Source organism: Pseudolabrys sp. Root1462, assembly GCF_001426945.1.
Classification (GTDB): domain Bacteria; phylum Pseudomonadota; class Alphaproteobacteria; order Rhizobiales; family Xanthobacteraceae; genus Pseudolabrys.
This window is the reverse complement of record NZ_LMFS01000003.1, coordinates 46,280-67,274: the sequence shown is the minus strand read 5'-3', so window position 1 is coordinate 67,274 and position 20,995 is coordinate 46,280. Positions and strand designations below refer to the sequence as shown.

Annotated in this window: 23 protein-coding genes; 12 read left to right on the top strand and 11 right to left on the bottom strand. The window is 62.6% G+C overall.

Annotated elements, in window-relative coordinates; genetic code table 11:
- Positions 1 to 81: 81 nt before the first annotated feature.
- The 7 genes from ASD45_RS17010 to trpS form a co-directional block, all read right to left on the bottom strand.
- Positions 82 to 567, bottom strand: a complete 486-nt coding sequence (locus ASD45_RS17010) for a GNAT family N-acetyltransferase (protein WP_056912897.1) — start codon at positions 565 to 567, stop codon at positions 82 to 84.
- Entirely contained in the window at positions 564 to 1,250 is a 687-nt protein-coding gene (tsaB, locus tag ASD45_RS17005) for a tRNA (adenosine(37)-N6)-threonylcarbamoyltransferase complex dimerization subunit type 1 TsaB (RefSeq protein WP_056912896.1), read from the bottom strand. Before tsaB ends, ASD45_RS17010 begins: the two co-directional genes overlap by 4 nt.
- A gap of 183 nt (positions 1,251 to 1,433) precedes the next feature.
- Positions 1,434 to 1,991 (bottom strand): NifU family protein, encoded by a 558-nt coding sequence (locus ASD45_RS17000; protein WP_056912895.1) that lies wholly within the window; start codon positions 1,989 to 1,991, stop codon positions 1,434 to 1,436.
- 96 nt (positions 1,992 to 2,087) lie between these two features.
- Positions 2,088 to 2,456: a VOC family protein gene (locus tag ASD45_RS16995; protein ID WP_056912894.1), complete on the bottom strand. Its 369-nt coding sequence runs from the start codon at positions 2,454 to 2,456 to the stop codon at positions 2,088 to 2,090.
- An 82-nt stretch (positions 2,457 to 2,538) separates the two neighbouring features.
- Positions 2,539 to 3,219: a YafY family protein gene (locus ASD45_RS16990; RefSeq protein WP_056912893.1), complete on the bottom strand. Its 681-nt coding sequence runs from the start codon at positions 3,217 to 3,219 to the stop codon at positions 2,539 to 2,541.
- A 16-nt stretch (positions 3,220 to 3,235) separates the two neighbouring features.
- The gene (locus ASD45_RS16985; protein ID WP_056912892.1) at positions 3,236 to 3,730 is read right to left on the bottom strand and encodes a universal stress protein; all 495 of its coding nucleotides are present in this window, start codon (positions 3,728 to 3,730) and stop codon (positions 3,236 to 3,238) included.
- Positions 3,731 to 3,898: 168 nt separating this feature from the next.
- Positions 3,899 to 4,936, bottom strand: coding sequence for a tryptophan--tRNA ligase (trpS, locus tag ASD45_RS16980; protein ID WP_056913562.1), 1,038 nt, complete (start codon positions 4,934 to 4,936; stop codon positions 3,899 to 3,901).
- Between the two features lie 375 nt (positions 4,937 to 5,311).
- Between trpS and ASD45_RS16975 the strand changes: the two genes are divergently transcribed.
- The 10 genes from ASD45_RS16975 to ASD45_RS16935 all read left to right on the top strand — a co-directional run bounded on the left by ASD45_RS16975 (position 5,312) and on the right by ASD45_RS16935 (position 15,208).
- Positions 5,312 to 6,313, top strand: a complete 1,002-nt coding sequence (locus tag ASD45_RS16975; protein WP_056912891.1) for an adenosine kinase — start codon at positions 5,312 to 5,314, stop codon at positions 6,311 to 6,313.
- An 86-nt stretch (positions 6,314 to 6,399) separates the two neighbouring features.
- On the top strand, positions 6,400 to 7,419 hold the full coding sequence (locus ASD45_RS16970; protein ID WP_156380960.1) for a hypothetical protein: 1,020 nt from the start codon (positions 6,400 to 6,402) through the stop codon (positions 7,417 to 7,419).
- Positions 7,420 to 7,547: 128 nt separating this feature from the next.
- Positions 7,548 to 8,396: an MBL fold metallo-hydrolase gene (locus ASD45_RS16965; protein WP_056912889.1), complete on the top strand. Its 849-nt coding sequence runs from the start codon at positions 7,548 to 7,550 to the stop codon at positions 8,394 to 8,396.
- Between the two features lie 187 nt (positions 8,397 to 8,583).
- Positions 8,584 to 8,952, top strand: a complete 369-nt coding sequence (locus ASD45_RS16960) for a hypothetical protein (RefSeq protein WP_056912888.1) — start codon at positions 8,584 to 8,586, stop codon at positions 8,950 to 8,952.
- Between the two features lie 151 nt (positions 8,953 to 9,103).
- A complete protein-coding gene (locus ASD45_RS16955; RefSeq protein WP_056912887.1) occupies positions 9,104 to 10,414 on the top strand; it encodes an aromatic ring-hydroxylating dioxygenase subunit alpha in 1,311 nt (436 codons plus the stop codon).
- Positions 10,415 to 10,573: 159 nt separating this feature from the next.
- A complete protein-coding gene (locus ASD45_RS16950) occupies positions 10,574 to 12,061 on the top strand; it encodes a glutamine synthetase family protein (protein WP_056912886.1) in 1,488 nt (495 codons plus the stop codon).
- A 30-nt stretch (positions 12,062 to 12,091) separates the two neighbouring features.
- A complete protein-coding gene (locus ASD45_RS16945) occupies positions 12,092 to 12,979 on the top strand; it encodes an alpha/beta hydrolase (protein ID WP_056912885.1) in 888 nt (295 codons plus the stop codon).
- Positions 12,980 to 13,041: 62 nt separating this feature from the next.
- Positions 13,042 to 13,218, top strand: coding sequence for a DUF1328 domain-containing protein (locus ASD45_RS23140; protein WP_082540992.1), 177 nt, complete (start codon positions 13,042 to 13,044; stop codon positions 13,216 to 13,218).
- 148 nt (positions 13,219 to 13,366) lie between these two features.
- A complete protein-coding gene (locus ASD45_RS16940) occupies positions 13,367 to 13,831 on the top strand; it encodes a hypothetical protein (protein ID WP_156380959.1) in 465 nt (154 codons plus the stop codon).
- Between the two features lie 147 nt (positions 13,832 to 13,978).
- On the top strand, positions 13,979 to 15,208 hold the full coding sequence (locus tag ASD45_RS16935; protein WP_056912883.1) for a multidrug effflux MFS transporter: 1,230 nt from the start codon (positions 13,979 to 13,981) through the stop codon (positions 15,206 to 15,208).
- 170 nt (positions 15,209 to 15,378) lie between these two features.
- Here ASD45_RS16935 and ASD45_RS16930 read toward each other — a convergent pair whose 3' ends face one another.
- The 3 genes from ASD45_RS16930 to ASD45_RS16920 all read right to left on the bottom strand — a co-directional run bounded on the left by ASD45_RS16930 (position 15,379) and on the right by ASD45_RS16920 (position 17,306).
- Entirely contained in the window at positions 15,379 to 15,744 is a 366-nt protein-coding gene (locus ASD45_RS16930) for a response regulator (RefSeq protein WP_056912882.1), read from the bottom strand.
- Positions 15,745 to 15,747: 3 nt separating this feature from the next.
- Positions 15,748 to 16,800 carry an HWE histidine kinase domain-containing protein gene (locus tag ASD45_RS16925; protein ID WP_056912881.1) on the bottom strand — a complete coding sequence of 351 codons (1,053 nt, stop codon included), beginning with the start codon at positions 16,798 to 16,800 and terminating at the stop codon, positions 15,748 to 15,750.
- Between the two features lie 113 nt (positions 16,801 to 16,913).
- Entirely contained in the window at positions 16,914 to 17,306 is a 393-nt protein-coding gene (locus tag ASD45_RS16920; protein ID WP_056912880.1) for a cupin domain-containing protein, read from the bottom strand.
- A 405-nt stretch (positions 17,307 to 17,711) separates the two neighbouring features.
- Between ASD45_RS16920 and ASD45_RS16915 the strand changes: the two genes are divergently transcribed.
- Both ASD45_RS16915 and ASD45_RS16910 read left to right on the top strand, forming a co-directional pair.
- Positions 17,712 to 18,053, top strand: coding sequence for a hypothetical protein (locus tag ASD45_RS16915; protein ID WP_056912879.1), 342 nt, complete (start codon positions 17,712 to 17,714; stop codon positions 18,051 to 18,053).
- Positions 18,054 to 18,121: 68 nt separating this feature from the next.
- Entirely contained in the window at positions 18,122 to 18,307 is a 186-nt protein-coding gene (locus ASD45_RS16910) for a CsbD family protein (protein ID WP_056913561.1), read from the top strand.
- Positions 18,308 to 18,421: 114 nt separating this feature from the next.
- On the opposite strand, the gene gyrB is transcribed toward ASD45_RS16910, so the two are convergent.
- Positions 18,422 to 20,851 carry a DNA topoisomerase (ATP-hydrolyzing) subunit B gene (gene gyrB / locus ASD45_RS16905; RefSeq protein WP_056912878.1) on the bottom strand — a complete coding sequence of 810 codons (2,430 nt, stop codon included), beginning with the start codon at positions 20,849 to 20,851 and terminating at the stop codon, positions 18,422 to 18,424.
- Positions 20,852 to 20,995 lie beyond the last annotated feature (144 nt).

Sequence of the window (20,995 nt, the reverse complement as noted above, 5' to 3'; positions counted from 1 at the left end):
CTCGATGTTGGGGCGCGGCGTTGCCTTGTCGGCCGCCGGAGTGATCTTGGGCTTGCTGTTTGTCGTCATTGCCGTCGCAGTTTACGCGATATCACGCCGCAAAACCAAGGCGGCGGCGGTCCGCCCGCCGGGCAGCGGGTAATAATTCGGCCGCCGGGCCACCTCGCGAAAACCGGCGGCGCGGTAAAGCCTGATAGCGGGCGCATTGTTCTCGTCAACTTCGAGAAATAGGGCTTTGATGCCGAGCGCGGCCAGCCGCCCGAGATGCAGGTTCAGCAGTTGCCGGGCAAAGCCGCGGCCCTGGTAGCGGCGGTCCACCACAATCGACAGGATTTCCGCCTCGTCGGCGGCACAGCGCGACAGGACAAAGCCGGTGAAGACGCCGCCGAAGCGCAGGCTATGGGCCAGCACGGAGCGGTCGACCAGCAGGCTCTCCACTTCCTCGTCGCTCCAGCCGCGGTGGAACGAGCGGCCGTGAAGCTTGGCGATGGCAGCGGCTTCGCGCGGATGCGCCGCCCTGATCTGCGGCGCGCCGCCCCCGATCAACCGGCGCAGCAGCCCGATCATGGCCGTGCCGCTTGCGCCGCGAGCGCGGGAGTCGGCGGCTGCGCGTCCGGCGCGCGCAGATAGAACGGCTTCGGCGGTGCCGCGGCGATATCGGCAAGCTGGCCCAGACGGCCGACCCATTCGATCATCGGCGCGGCTTGCTGGTCGATACCGGCTGGCGGCGCCTCGCCGGGCGGCCAGGCCGCCGCGAGCATCGCCGCGCCATTGCCCACGAGGCGGGGCCGCAGCGGCATAACCAATTCGATCGCCTCGGCGAGGGACACGACGCGCGGACTGACCAGATCATCGCCGTCGGTGCCGAAGGCCTGCAGGTAGACATGATTGTGACGGGCGTCGATGACCGACACGACCGGCGATGACGCGTCGCCGGCAATCAGCGGCGCGGCTAGCGCTTCAAGCGTGGTGATGCCGACGACAGGCTTGGCCGTAGCGAGGGCGATGCCGCGCGCCGCCGATATGCCGACGCGCAGCCCGGTGAAACTGCCGGGCCCGACGGTGACAGCAATGCGATCGATGACGGCGAAGTAAAACGCGGCATTCTCTTGCAGGCGCGCCAGCATCGGCATCAGCGCCTCGGCATGGCCTCGTGCCATGGCCTGCGTTTCCTGCGCGGCAACAGTGTCGCCGTCGAGCAGGGCAACGGAGCACGCTTCAAGCGCGGTATCGATGGCGAGAAGGCGCATGGGTAGCTTTGCCCGGACAACGAGAACCAGCAGCGCCATGCCCGGCCATGTGCCGGGCATCCACGTCTTGCCTTATGATAACCCATAAAGACGTTGACGGCCGGGACAAGAGGGCGGTGACGCCCGTTTTTGACGGGCTATGCCCGGCCATGACGAAAGTTGGCTTTGTACCCGCCGGTGAACCTAGACCGGCCGGACTTCCGTGACTTCGGGTACGAAGTGCCTGAGCAGGTTCTGAATGCCGTGCTGCAGCGTCGCCGTGGAAGATGGGCAACCCGAACACGCGCCCTTCATCTGCAGGAAGACGACGCCTTCCTTGAAGCCGCGGAAGGTAATGTCGCCGCCGTCGCCGGCCACCGCCGGGCGGACGCGGGTCTCGATCAGGTCCTTGATCGTCGCGACAGTCTCGGTGTCGGCGGCGTCGAAGAATTCGTCGTCACCTGCGCTTGCATCGCTGCCGTTGTTCACGATTGGCGCGCCGGACATGTAGTGTTCCATAATGGCGCCGAGGATCGCCGGCTTCATCTGCTGCCAGTCGCCATCGCTCTTGGTCACCGAGATGAAATCGGCGCCGAAGAAGACGCCGCCGACATTCGGAATGTCGAACAGCTTTTCGGCGAGCGGCGACTGCGCCGCGGCTTCACGGCTCGGCATGTCGAGCGTGCCGGCCTCTAGCACCGGCTTGCCCGGCAGGAATTTTAGCGTCGCTGGATTCGGCGTCGCTTCGGTCTGGATGAACATGGCTCAAATCTCCCATCCCGCCCGGGTTCAAGGCCCGGCGGACCCCTCTTACATGGGAGTTTTGGCGGAACGGGTCAACCGGACCGCTAGCGCCGGTCAAGAGGCGTTGGGCGCTAGCACGCGCAGGCGGTGGCCGTCCGGGTCGAGCGCCACGAAGGTATGGCCGAAATCCATTTCCACCGGCTCTTGAGCGATCTTGAGGCCGCGTTTGACCCATTCGCTATGGTAGTCGAGCACGGCCTTGGTACTGTCCATGGTGAAATCAAGTTCCAGGGCGCCCGGCGCGCCGGCCGGAGCCGGTTTGACCTCGTCCCGCTTCCACAGGCCGAGCATGACCGGCGGCATCGGGAACATGGTGAAATTGGCCGACGATTCGACCGGCTCGGTGCCGAGCAGTCCGCGATAGAAATGCGTGCTGGCGGCGATGTCACTGACGTAGAGCACGACGAGTCCGAAAGGCAGCATGTTGGTTCTCCTCTGAATGGGGACAACCTACGACTGCTCGCTGTCAGTTTTTGTCAGGAGCAGTGGCGTCATTCCGACCGGGCTACCGCGGGCCAATGCCCATCAGCTTCTGCCAGTCCTTCAGCATGACGGCGCGGCGCTTCGGATAGCGCGCGTCGGTCTCGAGCAGATTGCCAATGCGGTCGATGCGAAAATGGCGATAGTCCTGACGCAATTCGCACCAGGCGACGACAATGCGCGCTTCTTCAAAGAAACCTACGGCGAAGGGCCAGATCGTGCGGTGCGTGGCGGCGCTGCCGGCGTCGCGATAATCGATCTCCAGCTTGCGCTCACGACGGATCGCATCGCGGATAGGCGCCATCGCAGTGAGATTGTTGCGGCGCGCCACGATTAATAGGCTTGGACAGTCGAACTGCGCGCGGCGATCGGGTGGCAACACGGCGGCGACCTTGGCCATGACGTCCATCGCCGCCTGCGCGAGGCGCGGATCGCCGATCTCGGCCACCCAGTGCGAGCCGAGCATCAAGGCCTCGACCTCGTCCTCGGTGAACATCAGCGGCGGTAGCGTGAAGCCGGGCCGCAGCACGTAGCCGAGTCCGGGTTCGCCATCGATAGGCGCGCCTTGCGCCTGCAGGCTGGCGATGTCGCGATAGAGCGTGCGCAGGCTGATCGAAAGTTCGCGCGCCAGTTCCTGGCCGCGCACGGGTTGACGGCGGCGGCGAAGCAGCTGGACCAGATCGAGCAGGCGGACGGCGCGCGACACGGGCGCGATCGATGGCTTATGCCATCGCCTCCAGTTCCTCGTCATTCAGCGTGCCCGGCACGATGGCGACCGGAATGGGGAATGTGCCGGCAGTTTTCGGCAGATTGGAAATCAACGGGCCCGGCCCTTCCTTGCCGGTAGCGGCGGCGAGCACCAGAATGCCGATGTCATCGTCCTCTTCGATCAGCTTGAGGATTTCATCGGCAATCGCGCCTTCGCGGATAACGCGGTCGGGTGCCTGATGCGTGATCTTCTTGGCGCGCGCAGCGTATTTGTCGAGTGCGGCATTAGCCGCCTCCATCGCCTCGGCCTTCATGATGTCGGCGACGCCGAGCCATTGCTGGCTGCGCTCGCTGGTATCGATGACGCGCAGCATAACGATGTGCGACTTGGTGCGCGCTGCGCGCGTCGCTGCCCAGAACACGGCGCGATCGCACTCTTCGGAATCGTCGATGACGACAAGATACTTGCGTTTGTGACCGGCCTCGTTGCTGCGGCGCTTCTTCGGCATCGGGGCTCCTCACGCGTTGGCCGGGATGTCGGCAGGTGAATTGTCGGCAGACATAAGGATGCACAAGCAGCCAATGGTGGCATGCCATGGCGGGCGCCGACAAGCCTCGCCTGCCTCGCGCTTTGCCTGCATTTTGCGCAGCGCCCGTCCTGATTCGCGCGTTTAGCGTTATCTCCGCCGCACGAAGCCGACGATGTCTTTCACGGCTTTCATGTTCGGGTCGGCGATCGCCGCCGCCCGCTGCGCCCCGTCCGCAAGCACGGCGTCGATATAAGCCGAATCCTGCACCAACTTTTTCATCTCGGCGCCGATCGGACCGAGCTTGGCGACGGCGAGATCGACCAGCGCCGACTTGAAGCCGGAGAACTGTGCGCCGCCGAAATCGCGCAGCACGTCGGCCTTGGTCTTGTTGTCGAGCGCTGCGAAGATGCCGACCAGATTGTCGGCTTCCGGGCGCGGTTCGAGGCCCTTCAGTTCGCTGGGCAGCGGTTCTGGATCGGTCTTGGCCTTGCGAATCTTTTGCGCGATGGCATCGGCATCGTCGGTCAGGTTGATGCGCGAGTAATCGGATGGCTCCGACTTGGACATTTTCTTCGAACCGTCGCGCAGACTCATCACGCGTGTGGCCGGGCCCTGGATGATCGGCTCCGGCAGCGGGAAGAACATGTCGCCGAAACCGTGCGCGCGGATCGAGTCGCCATAGTCGTTGTTGAATTTCTGCGCGATGTCGCGCGCGAGTTCGAGATGCTGCTTCTGGTCTTCGCCGACCGGCACGTGCGTGGCGCGATAGGCCAGAATGTCGGCGGCCATCAGGCTCGGATAAACATAGAGACCGACCGACGCGTTTTCGCGATCCTTGCCGGCCTTCTCCTTGAATTGCGTCATACGGTTGAGCCAGCCGATGCGGGCGACGCAATTGAAGATCCAGGCGAGTTCGGCATGCGCCGTCACCTGGCTCTGGTTGAAGACGATGTGCTTCTTGGGATCGATGCCGGCGGCGATGAAGGCCGCGGTGACTTCGCGGGTGTTGCGGGTGAGCTCCGCGGGGTCCTGCCAGACCGTGATCGCGTGCATGTCGACGACGCAGTAGATGCAGTCGTGGGTTTCCTGCAGCGCCACGAATTTCGTGATCGCGCCCAGGTAGTTGCCGAGGTGCAGATTGCCGGTCGGCTGGACGCCGGAAAACACCAGTTCCTTGAACGACATGAAGCTCACTCCGGGCGGATTGTGGCGGGCGACATCGCATAATGGCGTTTGGCGCGCAACCCCGCCCGGGTTTTCCGGGGCGGCGCATGCCGCTATAGGTGACGCACGAGCGACGCGGTAGGGCTTCAAATGACCAAAGACGAACTGATCATCCAGCTGGTGAAAGTCGGCCTCGGCATCCTGATCGGCGGCTACTTTCTCTGGTGGAGTCTGGAAGTGCTGAATCGGCTCCCGCCGCCGCACTGATGCTGGCACTTTCCGTCCCTCGGATAAGCATAAGGTCAGGAGGCGCGCTGGCTGCCCACCGGTGGTCGCGCATTGCCTCGCCGCCGTGCGCCGCTATAGTGCGCCCGCTTTAATTTAACGAGGTATCGCATGACCGCTTCCCGCTACGACGTGCTCGGCATTGGCAACGCCATCGTCGACGTCATTGCTCGCGCCGACGACGACTTTCTGGTCGCGCAGGGCATGCAGAAAGGGGCCATGACGTTGATTGACGAGGCGCGCGCCCAGGCGATCTACGACGCCATGGGGCCGGCGACCGAATCCTCGGGCGGCTCGGCCGCCAACACGATCGCCGGCGTGGCGAGTTTCGGGGCCCGCGCCGCCTTTGTCGGCAAGGTCAAGGACGACGTTCTCGGCAAGGCCTTCGCGCACGATATCCGTTCGCTGCGCGTCGCTTTCGATACCAAGCCGGCGAACGACGGTGCTTCGACCGCGCGCTGCTACATCATGGTCACGCCCGACGGCGAGCGCACCATGAACACCTATCTCGGCGCGGCGCAGGATCTGCGCCCAAGCGACATCGATGAGGCGCAGGTCGCCGCGGCGGAAGTGGTCTATCTCGAAGGCTATCTGTGGGACCCGCCGCAGGCCAAGGAAGCTTTCGTCAAGGCCGCCGATATCGCCCACAAGAACGGCCGCCGCGTCGCGCTCACGCTGTCGGATTCGTTCTGCGTCGATCGCTATCGCGGCGAATTCTTCGACCTCATCCGCAAGGGCACCGTCGATATCGTGTTTGCCAATGAACACGAACTGCACAGTCTCTATGAGACCTCCGATTTCGCCGTCGCCAGCATGGCGCTGCAGAAGGAAGCCAAGCTCGCCGTCGTGACCCGCAGCGAAAAGGGCTGCGTCGTCGTCACGCCGGACCGGATCGAAGCAGTGCCGGCGGCGCCGGTTCAGCAGGTGGCGGACGCGACCGGTGCTGGCGATCTGTTCGCGGCCGGTTTCCTCGTCGGCCTCGCCCGCGGCAAGGATCACCGCACCGCGGCCCGGCTCGGCGGTCTCGCCGCGGCCGAAGTCATCCAGCACATCGGCGCCCGCCCGGCGGTCTCGCTGAAGGCGCTGGCGGCGGAACGCGGCCTCGCTTTGTAGGCCGCTGGCCGAGCCATCCAGCTCCGGTAACCAATTGGTAACCCGAACGTGGTTACCAATCGGTGAACACCTGCCGGAGCATGGCCATGGCCGACCGCGACGAATTCGACCCAAAATTCGAATCCAAATTCGATCCGAAGGGTGACAATCCCGGCGCAGTGCCGCCGACGCCGCCGGATGTGACGGCCGAGAGCTCGGCGACCAGCGCCAAGCGCGACCTGCCGGACGTCGAGTCGCCTTCGGTTTCGCCCGCGATCTCCGAACCGGTCGCGATCGAGGAAGAAACCTCCGCGCCGAAGGCCGAGCCTGAAGTCGAAGCCGCCAACAGCGCGACTTTGCGCGCGCCGCTGCGGGCGCTGGTGCCTATGACGAAATCGGACTTCGCCGATGAGGCGCCGTTCGAGCCGCTCAATGGCGACGACAAGCCGCAGCGTCGCTCGACGCTGAAGCCCCGGCACTGGCGCACCATGCGGCTCGCCGCATCGGTTGCCATCGGCGCCGCGCTCGGCGCCGTTGTCGGCGCCTACGCGACCGGCGGCCTCGCGGATAAGCCGCAGGTCAACATCGCGGCGCAGGAAGAAAACAAGGCCATGCAGCAGTCGGTGGCCAAGCTCGCCAAGGAAGTGACGACGCTGAAGGCCAATCTGGATGCGGCCAATAAGCGCGCGCAGATTCAGACTGCGAGCCTTGAGAAGAAGCTGCACGAGCAGAGCGAACAGATGAAGAAAGAGTCGGATGTCACCGGCTCGATCTCGGCGCCGCAGACCACGACGCCCGCGGCCACGCCAGCGACCGCTGTCGCCGACGTGCCGACGCCGCGCCCGGCGCCCTTGCGCGTCGCCACGGCCAATGTCGTACCGCCGGCCATTCCCGCTTCGGTCCAGCCGGTGCGTCCCGCGATCATTCGGAACTGGTCGATCCGCGGCGCCTCGAACGGCTACGTCTACGTGCAGGGCCAGTTCGGCGACGTCTATCAGATCGTGCCCGGCGCGCCGCTGCCTGGGCTTGGTCCGGTGGAATCGATCCGCCGTCTCGATGGCCGTTGGGTCGTGCAAACGCCGAAGGGTATCATCGTCTCGATGCGCGACCGGCGCTACTTCGAATAGCGCGATCGGTCACGGGCCTTCGTCAGCGGCGCCAGTTCGGCGCCGCTTTCATTTTGGCGTGAGGCCGGTAGCCCGCCTTTCCATTCCATGTCAGATTGACACCGCCGGACGAGCACGGGTGGTGTGAAATGGTCGGCTCGATTCTGAAGATGGCGCTGCTGGCCGCGGGCCTGGCGCTGGCTCCGCTCAGCGATGCGGTCGCGCAAGGCGCTGCTCCCGCCAAGCCGGAGGGCAAGCCCGAAATGCGCGAGGGCTGTCCGGGCCTGATCGCATCGCGTTCGCCGCTGTTCCAGCCGGCTTCGATGAGGCTTGCCGCGCTCAACGCCGATCAGATGCGTATCACTTACGTGGGGCACGCGACCTTCCTGCTCGAGAGCCCGCAGCTCGTGCGCATCGCCACGGATTACAACGACTACGTCAGGCCGCTGGTGACGCCCGACATCGTCACGATGAACCACGCGCACTCGACCCACTATACGTCGCATCCGGATGCGGGCATTGCGCATGTGCTGCGCGGCTGGGCCGACGACGAGAAGCCGGCGCGCATCGATCTTACTTACAAGGATGTTCGCGTTCGCAACGTCCCCACGAACATCCGCACTTTCAGCGGCACCGTCGAGCGTCACGGCAACTCGATTTTCATCTTCGAAATCGCCAGCCTATGCGTCGCGCATCTCGGCCATCTGCACGGCACGCTGACGCAACAGCAACTCGATGAGATGGGCCGCGTCGATGTGGTCATGGTGCCGGTCGACGGCAGCTACACGCTCGATCTCGACGGCATGGTCGAGGTGCTGCATGCGCTGAAGGCGCCGCTGCTCATTCCCATGCATTATTTCAACACGTATTCGCTCAATCGTTTTCTGGAACGCATGAAGCAGGAATGGGATATCGAAACGCTCGCTGTGCCGTCGGTCGTCCTGTCCAAGGCGACGATGCCGGTGAAGCCGAAAATCCTTGTGCTGCCCGGCCATTAGCGCTATCCGGTGGCGAAATCGACTGCCGCGGTTTTTGTGACCGGCAACACGGCATCGGTATTCCTGCCGGTTAAATTTTATCGGAAGTGATATTTATCAACACCCGGTATTGACCTAGGGGAACCAATGCTTAGGTGACGAGTTCTCGCGTGGGTCGCCGTCCGGTGTCGCGTAAGGATTTCTCGCTATGGTACAGACTTGGAGCACTTGGAAGCGCTTTCCCGATGCGCACAGCGGTGGCGTCGTTGAAGCGCCGATCGGTCCTGGCGTCTATGAAGTGCGCCACACGATGACCGGTCGTGTCGTTGCGTTCGGCTCCGCCCGCAACGTCGCCAACGCAATCTCCGAACTCAAGGTCAATGGCGGCGCCAGCCCGCTGGCGCGCCTGTTCGGCAAGCAACCGCTGGTGTCGGCCGTCAACGATCTCGAATATCGCACCTACGCAACCGCAAGCCGCGCCGAGGCCAAGACCGCGGCGAGCCGCTTTCACGGCCTGCGCCAGAGCGCCTGGCGCCGCCGCCTCGATCAGGGCTTCAGCGCGCGCAACGCCGGCTGAGCAAACCAGCACCGATTTGAGGAAGGCCGGCCGTTGTGCCGGCCTTTTGCATTTTGGCGCGCCTGTGCTCGAATAGGGCCGAAGCCGAGCGGACGGGGCTGCGCGGTAACGAAGCCCCGATCTGGCTACAAGAGCACCAGGGGAATTCGCCATGCTGAGCGCCGAGCAGAACGACCTCATCACCCGCACAGGTCCGGGCACGCCGGCCGGCCGCCTGATGCGGCAATACTGGCAACCGGCCGCGCTGGTCGACGAACTCAAGGGCAACCGGCCGATCAAGCCGGTGCGGCTGTTCGGCGAAGACCTGGTGATGTTCAAGGACGACAAAGGCCGCTACGGCCTGGTCGGCCGCCACTGCCCCCATCGCGGCACCGATCTGGCCTTCGGCCGCCTCGAGGACGGCGGCTTGCGCTGCGCCTTCCACGGCTGGCTGTTCGACATAAACGGCAAATGCCTGCAGACGCCGGCCGAGCCTGACGACAGCAATCTCTGCGCCAACATCAAGCAGAAGGCTTATCCGGTCGTCGAGAAAAGCGGCATCCTGTTCGCCCATCTCGGGGAGGGCGAACCGCCGGCCCTTCCGCATTTCGATTGCTTCGTCGCGCCGGACAGCCACACGTTCGCGTTCAAAGGCATGATCGATTGCAACTGGCTGCAGTCACTCGAGGTCGGCATCGATCCGGTGCACACCTCGTTTCTTCATCGGTTCTTCCATGACGAAGACCCGAACAAGGGCTACGGCAAGATGTTCCGCGACAACACCAAGGACGCGGACATGCCGATGACCCGGATCATGCGCGAGGTGACGCGGCCGCGTATCGAGGTCGATGAGACCGATTACGGCTTCCGCATCGTCACGCTGCGCCAGATCAGCGACGCCTCCACTCATGTGCGTGTCACCAACCTGGTGTTTCCCAATGCATTCATGATTCCGATGAGCCGCGAGATGACGATATCGCAATGGCATGTGCCGATCGACGACACCAAACACTACTGGTACGCGATCTTCACGTCGTTCGATAAGCCGGTGGACAAGGACACGATGCGCAACCAGCGCCTCGAGCTGTATCAGCTGCCGGACTACATCCCGAACCGCAACAAGAGCAACGATTACGGTTTCGATCCGCACGAGCAGGAAAGCGAGACCTATACCGGCATGGGCGCCGACATCAACGTGCACGATCAGTGGGCCTGCGAGTCGATGGGCGCGATCCAGGACCGGACGCAGGAGCACCTCGGCACCTCGGACAAGGCGATCATTGCCTATCGCCGCCTGCTGCGGCAGTCGCTGGAAGCATCCAGCAAGGGCGAGCGGCCGATCATGGTGGTCGATGAGTCGAAGGCGGCGGGCATTACTGGACCCCTCGCGATCGACGGCATCGGGCCGGTCGATGACTGGAAGGGTTATTATCAGCGCTCGGAGGCCGAGCGCCGCCAGGCGATGAGCTGGAAGGCCGGGTAATCGTCGCTCGCGCCATGGCGGACACGCGTCATAGCCGGGCAAAGCTGTTCAAAGAACGCGTTCTAAAGAACACCTATGTCCCGGCCATCCACGTCTTACAATCCCTGCCACGTCAAAGGACGTGGATGCCCGGCACAAGGCCGGGCATGACGGTGCTTAATGGCTCCTCGCAAGGCGACTAAATCCTCAGACTCCTTTGTCTCCCGCCACGGCCTGTGGTCCGCCGAGCAGGCGAGGGCCGCGGCTGAGGTCGACCGCGCAATCAAGGCGAACAAGCTCGAGGTCGTGCGCTTCTCCTTCGCGGATCAGCACGGCGTGCTGCGCGGCAAGACGCTTCTCGCCTCTGAAGTCGTGAGCGCGCTGCGCAACGGCGTCAACATGACCTCGACGCTGCTCGCCAAGGACACCGCGCACAAGAGCGTGTTTCCGGTGTTCACAGCCGGCGGCGGCTTCGGCATGGCCGAAATGCAGGGCGGCGCCGACTTCACCATGATCGCCGATCCGACGACGTTCCGCATCCTTCCTTGGGCGAACAAGACCGGCTGGCTGCTGTGCGATATCTATTTCACCAACGGCAAGCCGGTGCCTTTCTCGACGCGGACGATCTATCGCGACGCGCTGTCGATGCTGGGCAAGGCCGGCTACGATTTCCTCGCCGGGCTTGAAGTGGAGTTCTATCTGTTTCGCCTGGACGACCCGAAGCTGACGGCGGAGGCGGCGACCTGGCCGCCGCAGGCGCCTGAGGTCAGCCTGCTGACGCAAGGCTACCAGTATCTCACCGAGTCGCGCTTCGACATGGTCGATCCTGCCATCGAGATCCTGCGCAAAGGGGTCGAGGCGCTCGGCTTGCCGTTGCGCTCGGTCGAGTTGGAGCTTGGCCCCAGCCAGGTTGAATTCACGTTCCGGCCGCAGACTGGACTTGAAGCCGCCGACACCATGATCCTGTTCCGCGCGGCCGTGAAACAGATCGCACGGCGCAATGGCTATCTGGCCAGTTTCATGTGCCGCCCTGGCCTGCCGAATGTCATGTCGAGCGGCTGGCATCTGCACCAGTCGCTGATCGAACGCGGATCGAAGCGCAATGCCTTCGTGGATCCCGATGGCCTTTCGACGCTTGGGAAGTATTATCTCGGCGGCCTTCTTGCGCATGCACGCGCGGCCGCGGCCTTCACCACGCCGACGGTCAACGGCTACAAGCGTTATCGGCCTTATTCGCTGGCGCCGGATCGCGCGATCTGGGCGCGCGATAATCGCGGCGTGATGATGCGGCTCCTTGGCGAGCCGGGCGCATCATCGACGCATCTTGAAAACCGCGTCGGCGAGCCGGCGGCCAATCCTTATCTCTACATGGCATCGCAGATCTATTGCGGCCTTGACGGCATCGCGCGGAAGCTCGATCCCGGCGCGTCGGCCGACACGCCTTATGAGACGGCTGCGGCATTGCTGCCTAAGTCGCTGAGCGAAGCGGTGACTGCGCTGCGCGCCGATGAAACCTTCCGGGCGATATTCGGCGCCGCTTTCATCGATTACTACGCCCATATCAAGGACGCCGAGCGCGAGCGCTTCGAAAAGGAAGAGCCAGAGCGTGCGCACGATCAGACGATCGTGACTCCGTGGGAGCAGAAAGAATATCTCGATCTATTCTGAACTTGCCTGATTAAGAAAAGGAATGAGGAAATGCCGTTCGTTACCACGCCCGACAACGTCAAGCTTTATTACGAGGAAACCGGGCAGGGGACGCCGATCGTATTCGTCCACGAATTCGCTTCCGATCACAGCGGCTGGGAGCCGCAGATGCGGGAATTCGGCAAGCGGCACCGCTGCATTGCCTATTCGGCGCGCGGCTATACGCCGTCCGATGTCCCTGAGGGCGCCGAAAAGTTCAGCTATGAGCACGTCATGCGCGACTGCGTCGCCGTGTTGGATCAGCTCGGCATCGACAAGGCGCATCTCATTGGCCTGTCGATGGGCGGCTACACTTCGTTGCAGGTGGCGCTCAATCATCCGTCCCGGGTGCGCTCGCTGGTGCTGGCTGGTACCGGCTCGGGCTCCGAGCGCTGGTACACCAAGGACTTTCACGCCTTCTCTCGCGCGCTCGGCGACGAGTTCGAGGCGAAAGGTTCGGCGGCGGTGGCGGCGAGCTATGGCAAGAGCGCGGCGCGCGTGACGTTCGACGTGAAGGATCCGCGCGGTTATGCCGAGTTCGTGGTGCGGCTGGCGGCGCACGATGCCAAAGGCTCCGCCAATACCTCACGCGGCTTCCAAGGCGCGCGACCGTCGCTCTACGATTTCGAGAATGCGATACGGAAGCTTACGACGCCGGCGCTGATCGTCGTCGGCGATGAGGACGACCGCTGTGTCGAGCCGAGCCTGTTCCTCAAGGACGCACTGCAGGCCTCGGGCCTGGTCGTGATGCCCAAGACCGGCCACGTCGTGAATCTCGAAGAGCCGGATCTGTTCAACGCTGTGGTTGGCGACTTTCTCGCGCGCGTCGAAGCCGGTCGCTGGACCGCCCGCGATCCGCGCACCCGCGGCACGCGGCCGTTCAAGCCGGCGCTCGACTGACGTGATGGAACTCGGCTCGCTCTGTTCCGTTATTGCGTGATCGAGCAAGCGGAGTCGTCGCCATGCTGAAATGGGCCTTTGTTTTTCTGCTGATCGCCATCGTCGCTGGCATTTTCGGCTTCACCGGCGTCGAGGAAGCCTCGGCCACCATCGCCAAATGGCTGTTCGGTATCTTCATGGTGCTCTTCTTGGGCGCCATCGTCATCGGTCTGGCGATCGGCTCGAAACTCACGTCCTGAGCAGGCGGATACCGCCGCCCCCTGACAGTTGTTTGTTTTCAATGACTTGGCGGCCGCATAACGCGTTCGCCATAATGGTTAATATTCTGCTAAAATTATAAACAAGCGGCCTATCCGGCCGGCTGTTCTGCGTTTGGGAGGACTAATCATGCGTCCGATTCCCCTATTGATCTTCGCTTTCCTGGCTTTCGGCTTTGCCTCTCTCGCGACGTCACACAGTGTGATCGCGGGCGAATATTACGACGGCGGCTACGGCACGCGCGGCGTGGTCTCGTATTCCTCGAATTGTTGCTACCGGAAAGTCGTCAAGTACGTTCGTAAGGTGAGCTACGTGCGTGTCGATGAGGGCTATCGCCACGGCTACTACGCTCCGCCGGCCCGCACCTCATATTACGGAACGCCCTATCGCACCGTAGCTTACGGAGAGACCTACCGAGGTGCATCCTACTACGATCGCCCGTATCAATATTCCGGCGGCGAGTATTACGGCGGCACCAGCGCTTACCGCGTCGGTTACGGCGAACGATACGGCGACAATTGCACCTTCCGCCGTGTTCGCGTGGCTGGTCCCTATGGCGGCTGGGTCTGGGGACGCACGCGCGTCTGCTACTGAATCAGCGGCAGGCAGAGAAGCTCGGGGCGGCAGTTCCGCTCCGAGGCTTCACCGTTCCGAGGACGTTCGGACACCGATAGATCCTTCGGTGTACACCGCAGCGCGCCGTGATCGCGGTGCCCGCGATTATCGGCTACACGTGCGCCGATGGAATCCGATTCTCGTCCGCAACGCTCGCCGCTGTTCATCCTCTGCCTGCTCGGCAGCCTGAGCGTCGTCAGCCCGTTCAGCATCGATATGTATTTGACGGCCTATCTGAAGGTCGCCAGCGATTTCGGCGTGCCTACGAGCGCCATCTCGCTGACCTTGTCGGCCTACTTCATCGGCCTGGCCAGCGGCCAGTTATTCTACGGCCCCTTGCTTGACCGTTTCGGACGCAAGCCGCCTCTGGCATTTGGCTTGTTGCTGTTTCTCGCCGCCTCGGTCGGCTGCGCATTATCGACCGGCATCGAAATGCTGGTGGCGATGCGTTTCCTGCAGGGTCTCGGCGGCTGCGGCGCGCAGGTGGCTTCATTGGCAATGGTGCGCGATTTCTTTCCGCCGCGGCAAAGCGCGCGCATCCTGTCGTCACTGTTCCTGTTCATCGCGGTATCGCCACTCGCCGCGCCGACGGTCGGTGGCTTCGTCGTCGCTCTATGGGGCTGGCGCGCTGTGTTCCTGGTGCTGTTCGCCGTCGTCTCCGTCATCCTGGCGCTGACGTGGTTCCTGCTGCCGGAAGGCCATCGGCCGGACCGCGGCATCTCGCTTAAGCCAGGACCGATTCTGCGCGAATACGCCGCCATCGCGCGCCACCCGGCGTTCACGACTTACGCGCTCGCCGGCGCCTTGTCGTTCTCCGGGCTGTTCGCCTATGTCGCCGGCTCGCCGATCGTCTTCATGGGCGACTTCCACCTGTCCCCTGGCGCCTACAGCAGCGTCTTCGCCGCGCTCGCGGCGGGGCTGATCGGCGCCAGCCAGGTGAATGTGCTGCTGCTGAAGAAGTTTTCCAGCCAGAACCTCTTCGCGACGATGGTGACGGTGCAGGTCGTCGCCAGCGTGACCTTCGCAATCGGCATCTGGGCCGGCTTCGTCGGCCTCTACGGCACGATCGCGCTGTTCTTCATCTGCCTGAGTTGTCTTGGCATCATCAGTCCGAACGGCTCGTCGATGGCGCTGTCGCCGTTCAAGCGCAACGTCGGCAGCGCGGCAGCGTTGCTGGGCTTCATGCAACTCGGAATCGGCGCGATTATTTCGTCCGGCATCAGCCTGGGCAAGGGCAGCGGCACGCTGATGGTGATCGCCATCCTCGCCGTTACCAGCGTGCTCGGCGGCGTCGTGCTGTTGTCGGGATCAAAGCGCGCCCGCGCCGCCTTGGCCGCACGGGAGGCAGAACAGTGACGACGGAATCAGCTCGATGGGACACGTCAGCAAAAGCAGGCGTAAGTGACCCTTCCAATATGCGCGAGGCATTAGGCAGCGCTGCCGGCTAACGACGAGTTCCGCAAAGGCTCATGCGGACTCTTGGCGCGGCGCGGACTCCGCGCCGGTGCCAACTCCACGGGCGGTCCCTATGGCAATAGTAGTCTTGTCAGCGTGGCGCTTAATTCCGCCCGATGAAATGGCTTCTGCAATACCGAAAAGGCTCGGTAGCCATCTGGCATTCTGTCCTTGTCATAGCCGGTCACAAAAGCAAACGGCACGCCACGCGCGGCGAGCGCATCGGCTATAGGGTAACTCGTCTCCCCGTTGAGATTGACGTCAAGTACCGCGATGTCGATGGCGTTAGCCTGGATCATCATCAACGCATGATTGACTTTGGCAGCGGGGCCAATGACCACGCAGCCTAAATCCACGAGCATGTCTTCGAGCAGCCATGCCACCAGCATCTCGTCCTCGACGACGAGAACTGTGCGGCCGGAGAGGGGACTACTCATGGCTCATTCAACCGCCGGCCGCGGAACAGGCATGGTGATCTGGCAAACCAAGCCCGCGGGGTCGTAGTCGAGGCGGACTTCGCCATCAAGGTCCCGCGCCAGTCCGCCCTCGATCAGGCGCGATCCAAAGCCCTTTCGGCGGGGCGGTGTCACCGGCGGCCCACCGCTTTCCTGCCATCGCAGCCGCAACCGCTCACCTTGCGCGGTCGGCTCGACTTGCCAGGTGATATCGACCTTGCCAGCGGCGTCGTCGGAGAGCGCGCCGTATTTTGCCGCATTGGTCGCCAGTTCGTGGAACACCATGGCTAGGGTCAGCGCCGCCTTTGGCTCCAGGCGGACGTCGTCGCCCTTAATTGAAAAATGGGCAATTCGGCGGTCGTTGAGGCCAAAGGGCTGCAATATTCGATCAGTGATTTCGTGCAGGCCAACAGCCCGCCAATGCTTGCTGCCCAACAGGCTATGGGCCTTTGACAGCGCCAGAATTCGTCCTTCAAAGGCTTGGACGACCTCTTTGTCTGCCGCGCCACGCAATGTCTGCACGGCGATCGCCTGTACGGTCGCGAGCGTGTTCTGAGTGCGGTGATTTAATTCGGCCAGCAAAAACCGGAGGTGCTCTTCCTCCTGCATGTGCTTGGACACATCCACGAACGAGACGAAGTGCTGGACAATATCACCGCCTTTGTCGCGAACCGGGCTGACGAGGGTGGCGGCCCAGAACTTGCTGCCGTCCTTCCGGCGAAAACAAATCTCAATATCCCCTTGGGAACCGCCGGCAAACGCAGCTTCAACTTGCCGCCGCGCTTCGACACTCGCCGGGCTGTCCAGCAAGAAGTCGAAATTCCGACCGAGCGTCTCCTCGCGGGTGTAGCCCGATAATGACAGGAAACTATCATTGGCAAAAATGAGCGGGTGGCTGGCTTCTTTGGCATCCGTAAACACCATCGCCATGCGCGTCGTTTCAGCGGCGACGACGAACGGCCCGAGGTCTTTCCGGAAGCTATCGACCTCCAACTCCGCCGCTTTCTGCTCCTTGGATTTATCCTCTTCGGTCGGCACGATGGATATCCTGTCTGGGCATGCCGATGCTGAATTGTGCCTTGTCGCACATTCGCATTAAAGCCAGTTCAGGCTTATATTAGCAACGAATGGTTCAGTACCCGGCCGGCCTTTTATTCCGTCGTTTTGCCGTCGAAGTGTTCGTTGTCTGCCTCTGCGTCGGCGCGGGTATGGTGAACGACTCCATCTCGATGATTCGGCGGCGAATACAGCGTGTAGAGCTTCAGCGGGACACTGCCGGTATTGATGATGTTGTGCTTGGCGCCGGCCGGAACGACGACCGCAAATCCCGCCTTAATCGCCGTCCGAACGCCATCGAGAACCGCCTCGCCCGTCCCTTCCTCAACGCGAAAGAACTGGTCGAGTTTGTGCACTTCAGCCCCGATTTCTTCTTTGGGCCGTAACGCCATGAGGACAAGTTGGCAGTGCTTTGCCGTGTAGAGAACCCGGCGAAACTCATTGTTCTTGACAGCGAGATCCTCGATGTCCTGTACAAAGCCCTTCATAACAACCTCCGTTTAGTTGTCCGTCAGCGCTGGGCCGATATCCGAACGCAGGGTAGAACGGCCATTCGGCGTGTGATGGCATGCGAGATCATTTCTTTTTCATAAAGCGAGATCGCAGAGCAACGGACAACTGGGCAATGCGCCGGTTGTTGAAACCGGCGGTGAGGCCGTCGAGGGAACGGCAGTCGGCGTCGTACGTAACTCTTTATGAATAATTATGATTCCCCGCCTTTTTACCCGTGGAATCTCATTTGTCACTTGAGCCAAGCCGGCAAGACCCATTGCAATAATTAGACTACGCCGGCACCCGACATAGTTGATTTGGGTCAATCCGGGGCCACCGGAGTTGCGAAATAATGTCAGCTAAAATTGCACTCGATATTCAAACAAGGGGGGTCATCTTCGATGAAAATGAATTGCAATGGTTTCTCTGCACTTGCGCTCGCAGTCGCTGTTCTGATCATGCCGCTCAACGCTGGAGCGATGCCGCAGGTTGGTCTTTCTCGCATCGATGGATTGTCCGCCATCCAGCTCGTGCAAGAAAAGAAGAAGCCTGAGACCGTGAAGCAGAAAGTGAAGCGGGCCTGGCGCAATCTCACCGGATACAAGTTTGAAGTCGCATGCCCTGCCTTTCCGATCGTGCTTTCCCGCACGACTTGTACTGCGACTGGCAAGAACCGCGAGGAAGCGCGCGCAAAATGTCAGTCACAGCATGCCTTCTGTCAGATCGGCGACGCCCGCCGCTAGTGATCGGAATCGATAGCGTCAAAACGAGCGTCCGTCCGTGACAATTCCTAGAAATAGAGGATCAAATGATCGACAAAAACAGGGTTATCGGATCGGCAAAGCAAGTCAAAGGCGCGGTGAAGCAGGCCGTCGGCAAGGCTGCCGGTGACTCCAAACTGGAGGCGGAAGGCAAGGCCGACAAGGTCGAGGGCAAGGTTCAGAACGCCATCGGCGGCCTCAAAGACACGGTCAAGGACGCGCTAAAAGGAAAATAGGAGCTAAGACGGGAAGGCCTTCTGACACCAGCATTCCGTTACGAACCGACCAGCTCCGCCGCACTCCCCGCCGCGAATCTACGCTTATGCGTTACCCGACATGACGATGGCGGACTAGACGTCGACGCTGGCCGAGAGCGCATTGTCCTGGATGAACTGGCGGCGCGGCTCGACGACGTCGCCCATCAGCTGGTCGAACAGCACGTTGGCTTCGTCGACTTCCTTGATGCGCACCTGCAGCAGCGAGCGGGCATTGACGTCCAGCGTCGTCTCCCAGAGCTGCTCCGGGTTCATCTCGCCGAGACCTTTGTAGCGCTGCATCGACACGCCTTTGCGTCCGGCGCCGGTGATGGCTTCGAACAGGCCGACCGGTCCGTAGATCGCCCAACTCTCATCCTTGCGGCGCAAGGTGCCCGGCTTCTCATAGACCTTCTGCAGCGACACGGCATGCTCATCGAGCTTGCGCGCGTCGGCTGAGCCGAGCAGGGCATGGTCGATGATGGCGACGCTCTTGACGCCGCGCACGGTGCGGCTGAACACGAAGCCGTCCTGCTCGGTGAATTCGCCTTCCCAGCCGCGTTCGGTTTCTTCGGCCAGCACGTTGAGGCGCTTGGCGATGAACGGCGCCGCGGCTCTCGCTGTTTCGGCATTGCCGAAGATTTCCGGATTGAGCACGCCGAGAATGGCGGCCTGTTCGACGACCTGGCGGTTATAGCGCGAGTGCAGGCCGCCGAGCAGATTGCGGATGATGCGCGCTTCCTCGACCAGCTTGCGCAGATCTTCGCCGGCGCGCTCTTCGCCGCTGGCGAGCTTGAGCACGGCTTCCTCGACGCCGGTGCCGATCAGGTAATCTTCCAGCGCGCGCTCGTCCTTGAGGTACTGTTCGGACTTGCCACGGTTGACCTTATAGAGCGGCGGCTGCGCGATGTAGATATATCCGCGCTCGATCAGCTCCGGCATCTGCCGGAAGAAGAAGGTCAGCAGCAGCGTGCGGATGTGGGCGCCGTCGACGTCGGCGTCCGTCATGATGATGATCTTGTGGTATCGCAGCTTGTCGGCGTTGAACTCGTCGCGGCCGATGCCGGTGCCGAGCGCCGTGATCAGCGTGCCGATTTCCTGGCTGCCCAGCATCTTGTCGAAACGCGCGCGTTCCACGTTCAGGATCTTGCCGCGAAGCGGCAGCACGGCCTGGAATTCGCGGTTGCGGCCCTGCTTGGCGGAGCCACCGGCCGAGTCGCCCTCGACGATGAACAGTTCTGACTTCGCCGGGTCGCGCTCCTGGCAGTCGGCAAGCTTGCCGGGCAGCGACGAAATGTCGAGCGCGCCCTTGCGGCGCGTCAGGTCGCGCGCCTTGCGAGCGGCTTCGCGGGCCGCGGCGGCTTCCACCACCTTGCCGACGATGATCCTGGCTTCCTGCGGATGGGTTTCAAACCAGTCCTGCAGCGCCTGATTGACGACGTTTTCGACCACCGGCCGCACTTCGGACGAGACCAGCTTGTCCTTGGTCTGCGACGAGAACTTCGGATCCGGCACCTTCACCGAGAGCACCGCGGTCAAACCTTCGCGGCAGTCGTCGCCGGTCAGCGCGACTTTTTCCTTTTTCGTGGTGCCGATGGTTTCGGCATATTGCGTCACCTGACGCGTCAGCGCGCCGCGGAAGCCGGCGAGATGCGTGCCGCCGTCGCGCTGCGGGATGTTGTTGGTGAAGCACAGCACGTTCTCGTGGTAGGCGTCGTTCCACCACATCGCGCATTCCACCGTGATCCCGTCCTTTTCGGCGCGGATCATCACCGGCTTCGGGATCAGTGGCGACTTGTTGCGATCGAGGAATTGCACGAAGGCTTCGACGCCGCCTTCGTATTTCATCTCCTCGCGCTTTTCGACCGCGTGCCGCGCGTCGGTCAGCACCACCGAGACGCCTGAATTGAGGAAGGCGAGCTCGCGCAGGCGATGCTCAAGGGTGGCGAAGTCGAACTCCACCATCGTGAAGGTTTTCGGCGACGGCAGGAAGGTCACCTCGGTGCCCTTCTGGCCGTTGGCGTCGCCGACCACGGCGAGCGGTGCAACGGTTTCGCCGTCGTGAAACTCGATGAAGTGTTCCTTGCCGTCGCGCCAGATGCGCAGCTTGAGCCAAGTCGACAGCGCGTTGACGACCGAAATGCCGACGCCGTGCAGGCCGCCGGACACCTTGTAGGAGTTCTGATCGAATTTGCCGCCGGCGTGAAGCTGCGTCATCACGACCTCGGCGGTCGAAACGCCTTCGGCATGCATGCCGGTCGGAATGCCGCGGCCGTTGTCGCGCACGGTGCAGGAGCCGTCGGGATTGAGCGTCACCGACACTTCCGTGGCGTGGCCGGCGAGCGCCTCGTCGATGCCGTTGTCGACCGCCTCATAGACCATGTGGTGGAGGCCGGAGCCGTCATCGGTGTCGCCGATATACATGCCCGGACGCTTGCGCACCGCATCGAGGCCCTTCAGGACCTTGATCGAGTCGGCGCCGTAGTCGGAGGTGTCGGGTCGGATGTCGCGGGCCGGTTCAGCCATGGACTAGCCTTCAAGCGAAGCTGAAAATGAATCAGCAAGGTGAGTTTGTGTGACACGAAAAATGACCCGCGTACAGCGCAAAGTCATCCATGCTAATATGTTGATCTGAAAGCAATTTTTAAAGGGGTAAGCAGCCAAAAACCG

What these genes read in the sequence shown, in the direction of transcription:
- ASD45_RS16940 (WP_156380959.1), top strand. Translation starts at nt 13,367, where the DNA reads ATGCGTCCGATTCCCCTATTGATCTTCGCTTTCCTGGCTTTCGGCTTT.
- ASD45_RS16985 (WP_056912892.1), bottom strand. Translation starts at nt 3,730, where the DNA reads ATGCCGAAGAAGCGCCGCAGCAACGAGGCCGGTCACAAACGCAAGTAT.
- ASD45_RS16935 (WP_056912883.1), top strand. Translation starts at nt 13,979, where the DNA reads ATGGAATCCGATTCTCGTCCGCAACGCTCGCCGCTGTTCATCCTCTGC.
- ASD45_RS16970 (WP_156380960.1), top strand. Translation starts at nt 6,400, where the DNA reads ATGGCCGACCGCGACGAATTCGACCCAAAATTCGAATCCAAATTCGAT.
- ASD45_RS16975 (WP_056912891.1), top strand. Translation starts at nt 5,312, where the DNA reads ATGACCGCTTCCCGCTACGACGTGCTCGGCATTGGCAACGCCATCGTC.
- tsaB (WP_056912896.1), bottom strand. Translation starts at nt 1,250, where the DNA reads ATGCGCCTTCTCGCCATCGATACCGCGCTTGAAGCGTGCTCCGTTGCC.
- gyrB (WP_056912878.1), bottom strand. Translation starts at nt 20,851, where the DNA reads ATGGCTGAACCGGCCCGCGACATCCGACCCGACACCTCCGACTACGGC.
- ASD45_RS16945 (WP_056912885.1), top strand. Translation starts at nt 12,092, where the DNA reads ATGCCGTTCGTTACCACGCCCGACAACGTCAAGCTTTATTACGAGGAA.
- ASD45_RS17000 (WP_056912895.1), bottom strand. Translation starts at nt 1,991, where the DNA reads ATGTTCATCCAGACCGAAGCGACGCCGAATCCAGCGACGCTAAAATTC.
- ASD45_RS16950 (WP_056912886.1), top strand. Translation starts at nt 10,574, where the DNA reads ATGGCTCCTCGCAAGGCGACTAAATCCTCAGACTCCTTTGTCTCCCGC.
- trpS (WP_056913562.1), bottom strand. Translation starts at nt 4,936, where the DNA reads ATGTCGTTCAAGGAACTGGTGTTTTCCGGCGTCCAGCCGACCGGCAAT.
- ASD45_RS17010 (WP_056912897.1), bottom strand. Translation starts at nt 567, where the DNA reads ATGATCGGGCTGCTGCGCCGGTTGATCGGGGGCGGCGCGCCGCAGATC.
- ASD45_RS16915 (WP_056912879.1), top strand. Translation starts at nt 17,712, where the DNA reads ATGAAAATGAATTGCAATGGTTTCTCTGCACTTGCGCTCGCAGTCGCT.
- ASD45_RS16955 (WP_056912887.1), top strand. Translation starts at nt 9,104, where the DNA reads ATGCTGAGCGCCGAGCAGAACGACCTCATCACCCGCACAGGTCCGGGC.
- ASD45_RS16960 (WP_056912888.1), top strand. Translation starts at nt 8,584, where the DNA reads ATGGTACAGACTTGGAGCACTTGGAAGCGCTTTCCCGATGCGCACAGC.
- ASD45_RS16965 (WP_056912889.1), top strand. Translation starts at nt 7,548, where the DNA reads ATGGTCGGCTCGATTCTGAAGATGGCGCTGCTGGCCGCGGGCCTGGCG.
- ASD45_RS16995 (WP_056912894.1), bottom strand. Translation starts at nt 2,456, where the DNA reads ATGCTGCCTTTCGGACTCGTCGTGCTCTACGTCAGTGACATCGCCGCC.
- ASD45_RS16920 (WP_056912880.1), bottom strand. Translation starts at nt 17,306, where the DNA reads ATGAAGGGCTTTGTACAGGACATCGAGGATCTCGCTGTCAAGAACAAT.
- ASD45_RS23140 (WP_082540992.1), top strand. Translation starts at nt 13,042, where the DNA reads ATGCTGAAATGGGCCTTTGTTTTTCTGCTGATCGCCATCGTCGCTGGC.
- ASD45_RS16930 (WP_056912882.1), bottom strand. Translation starts at nt 15,744, where the DNA reads ATGAGTAGTCCCCTCTCCGGCCGCACAGTTCTCGTCGTCGAGGACGAG.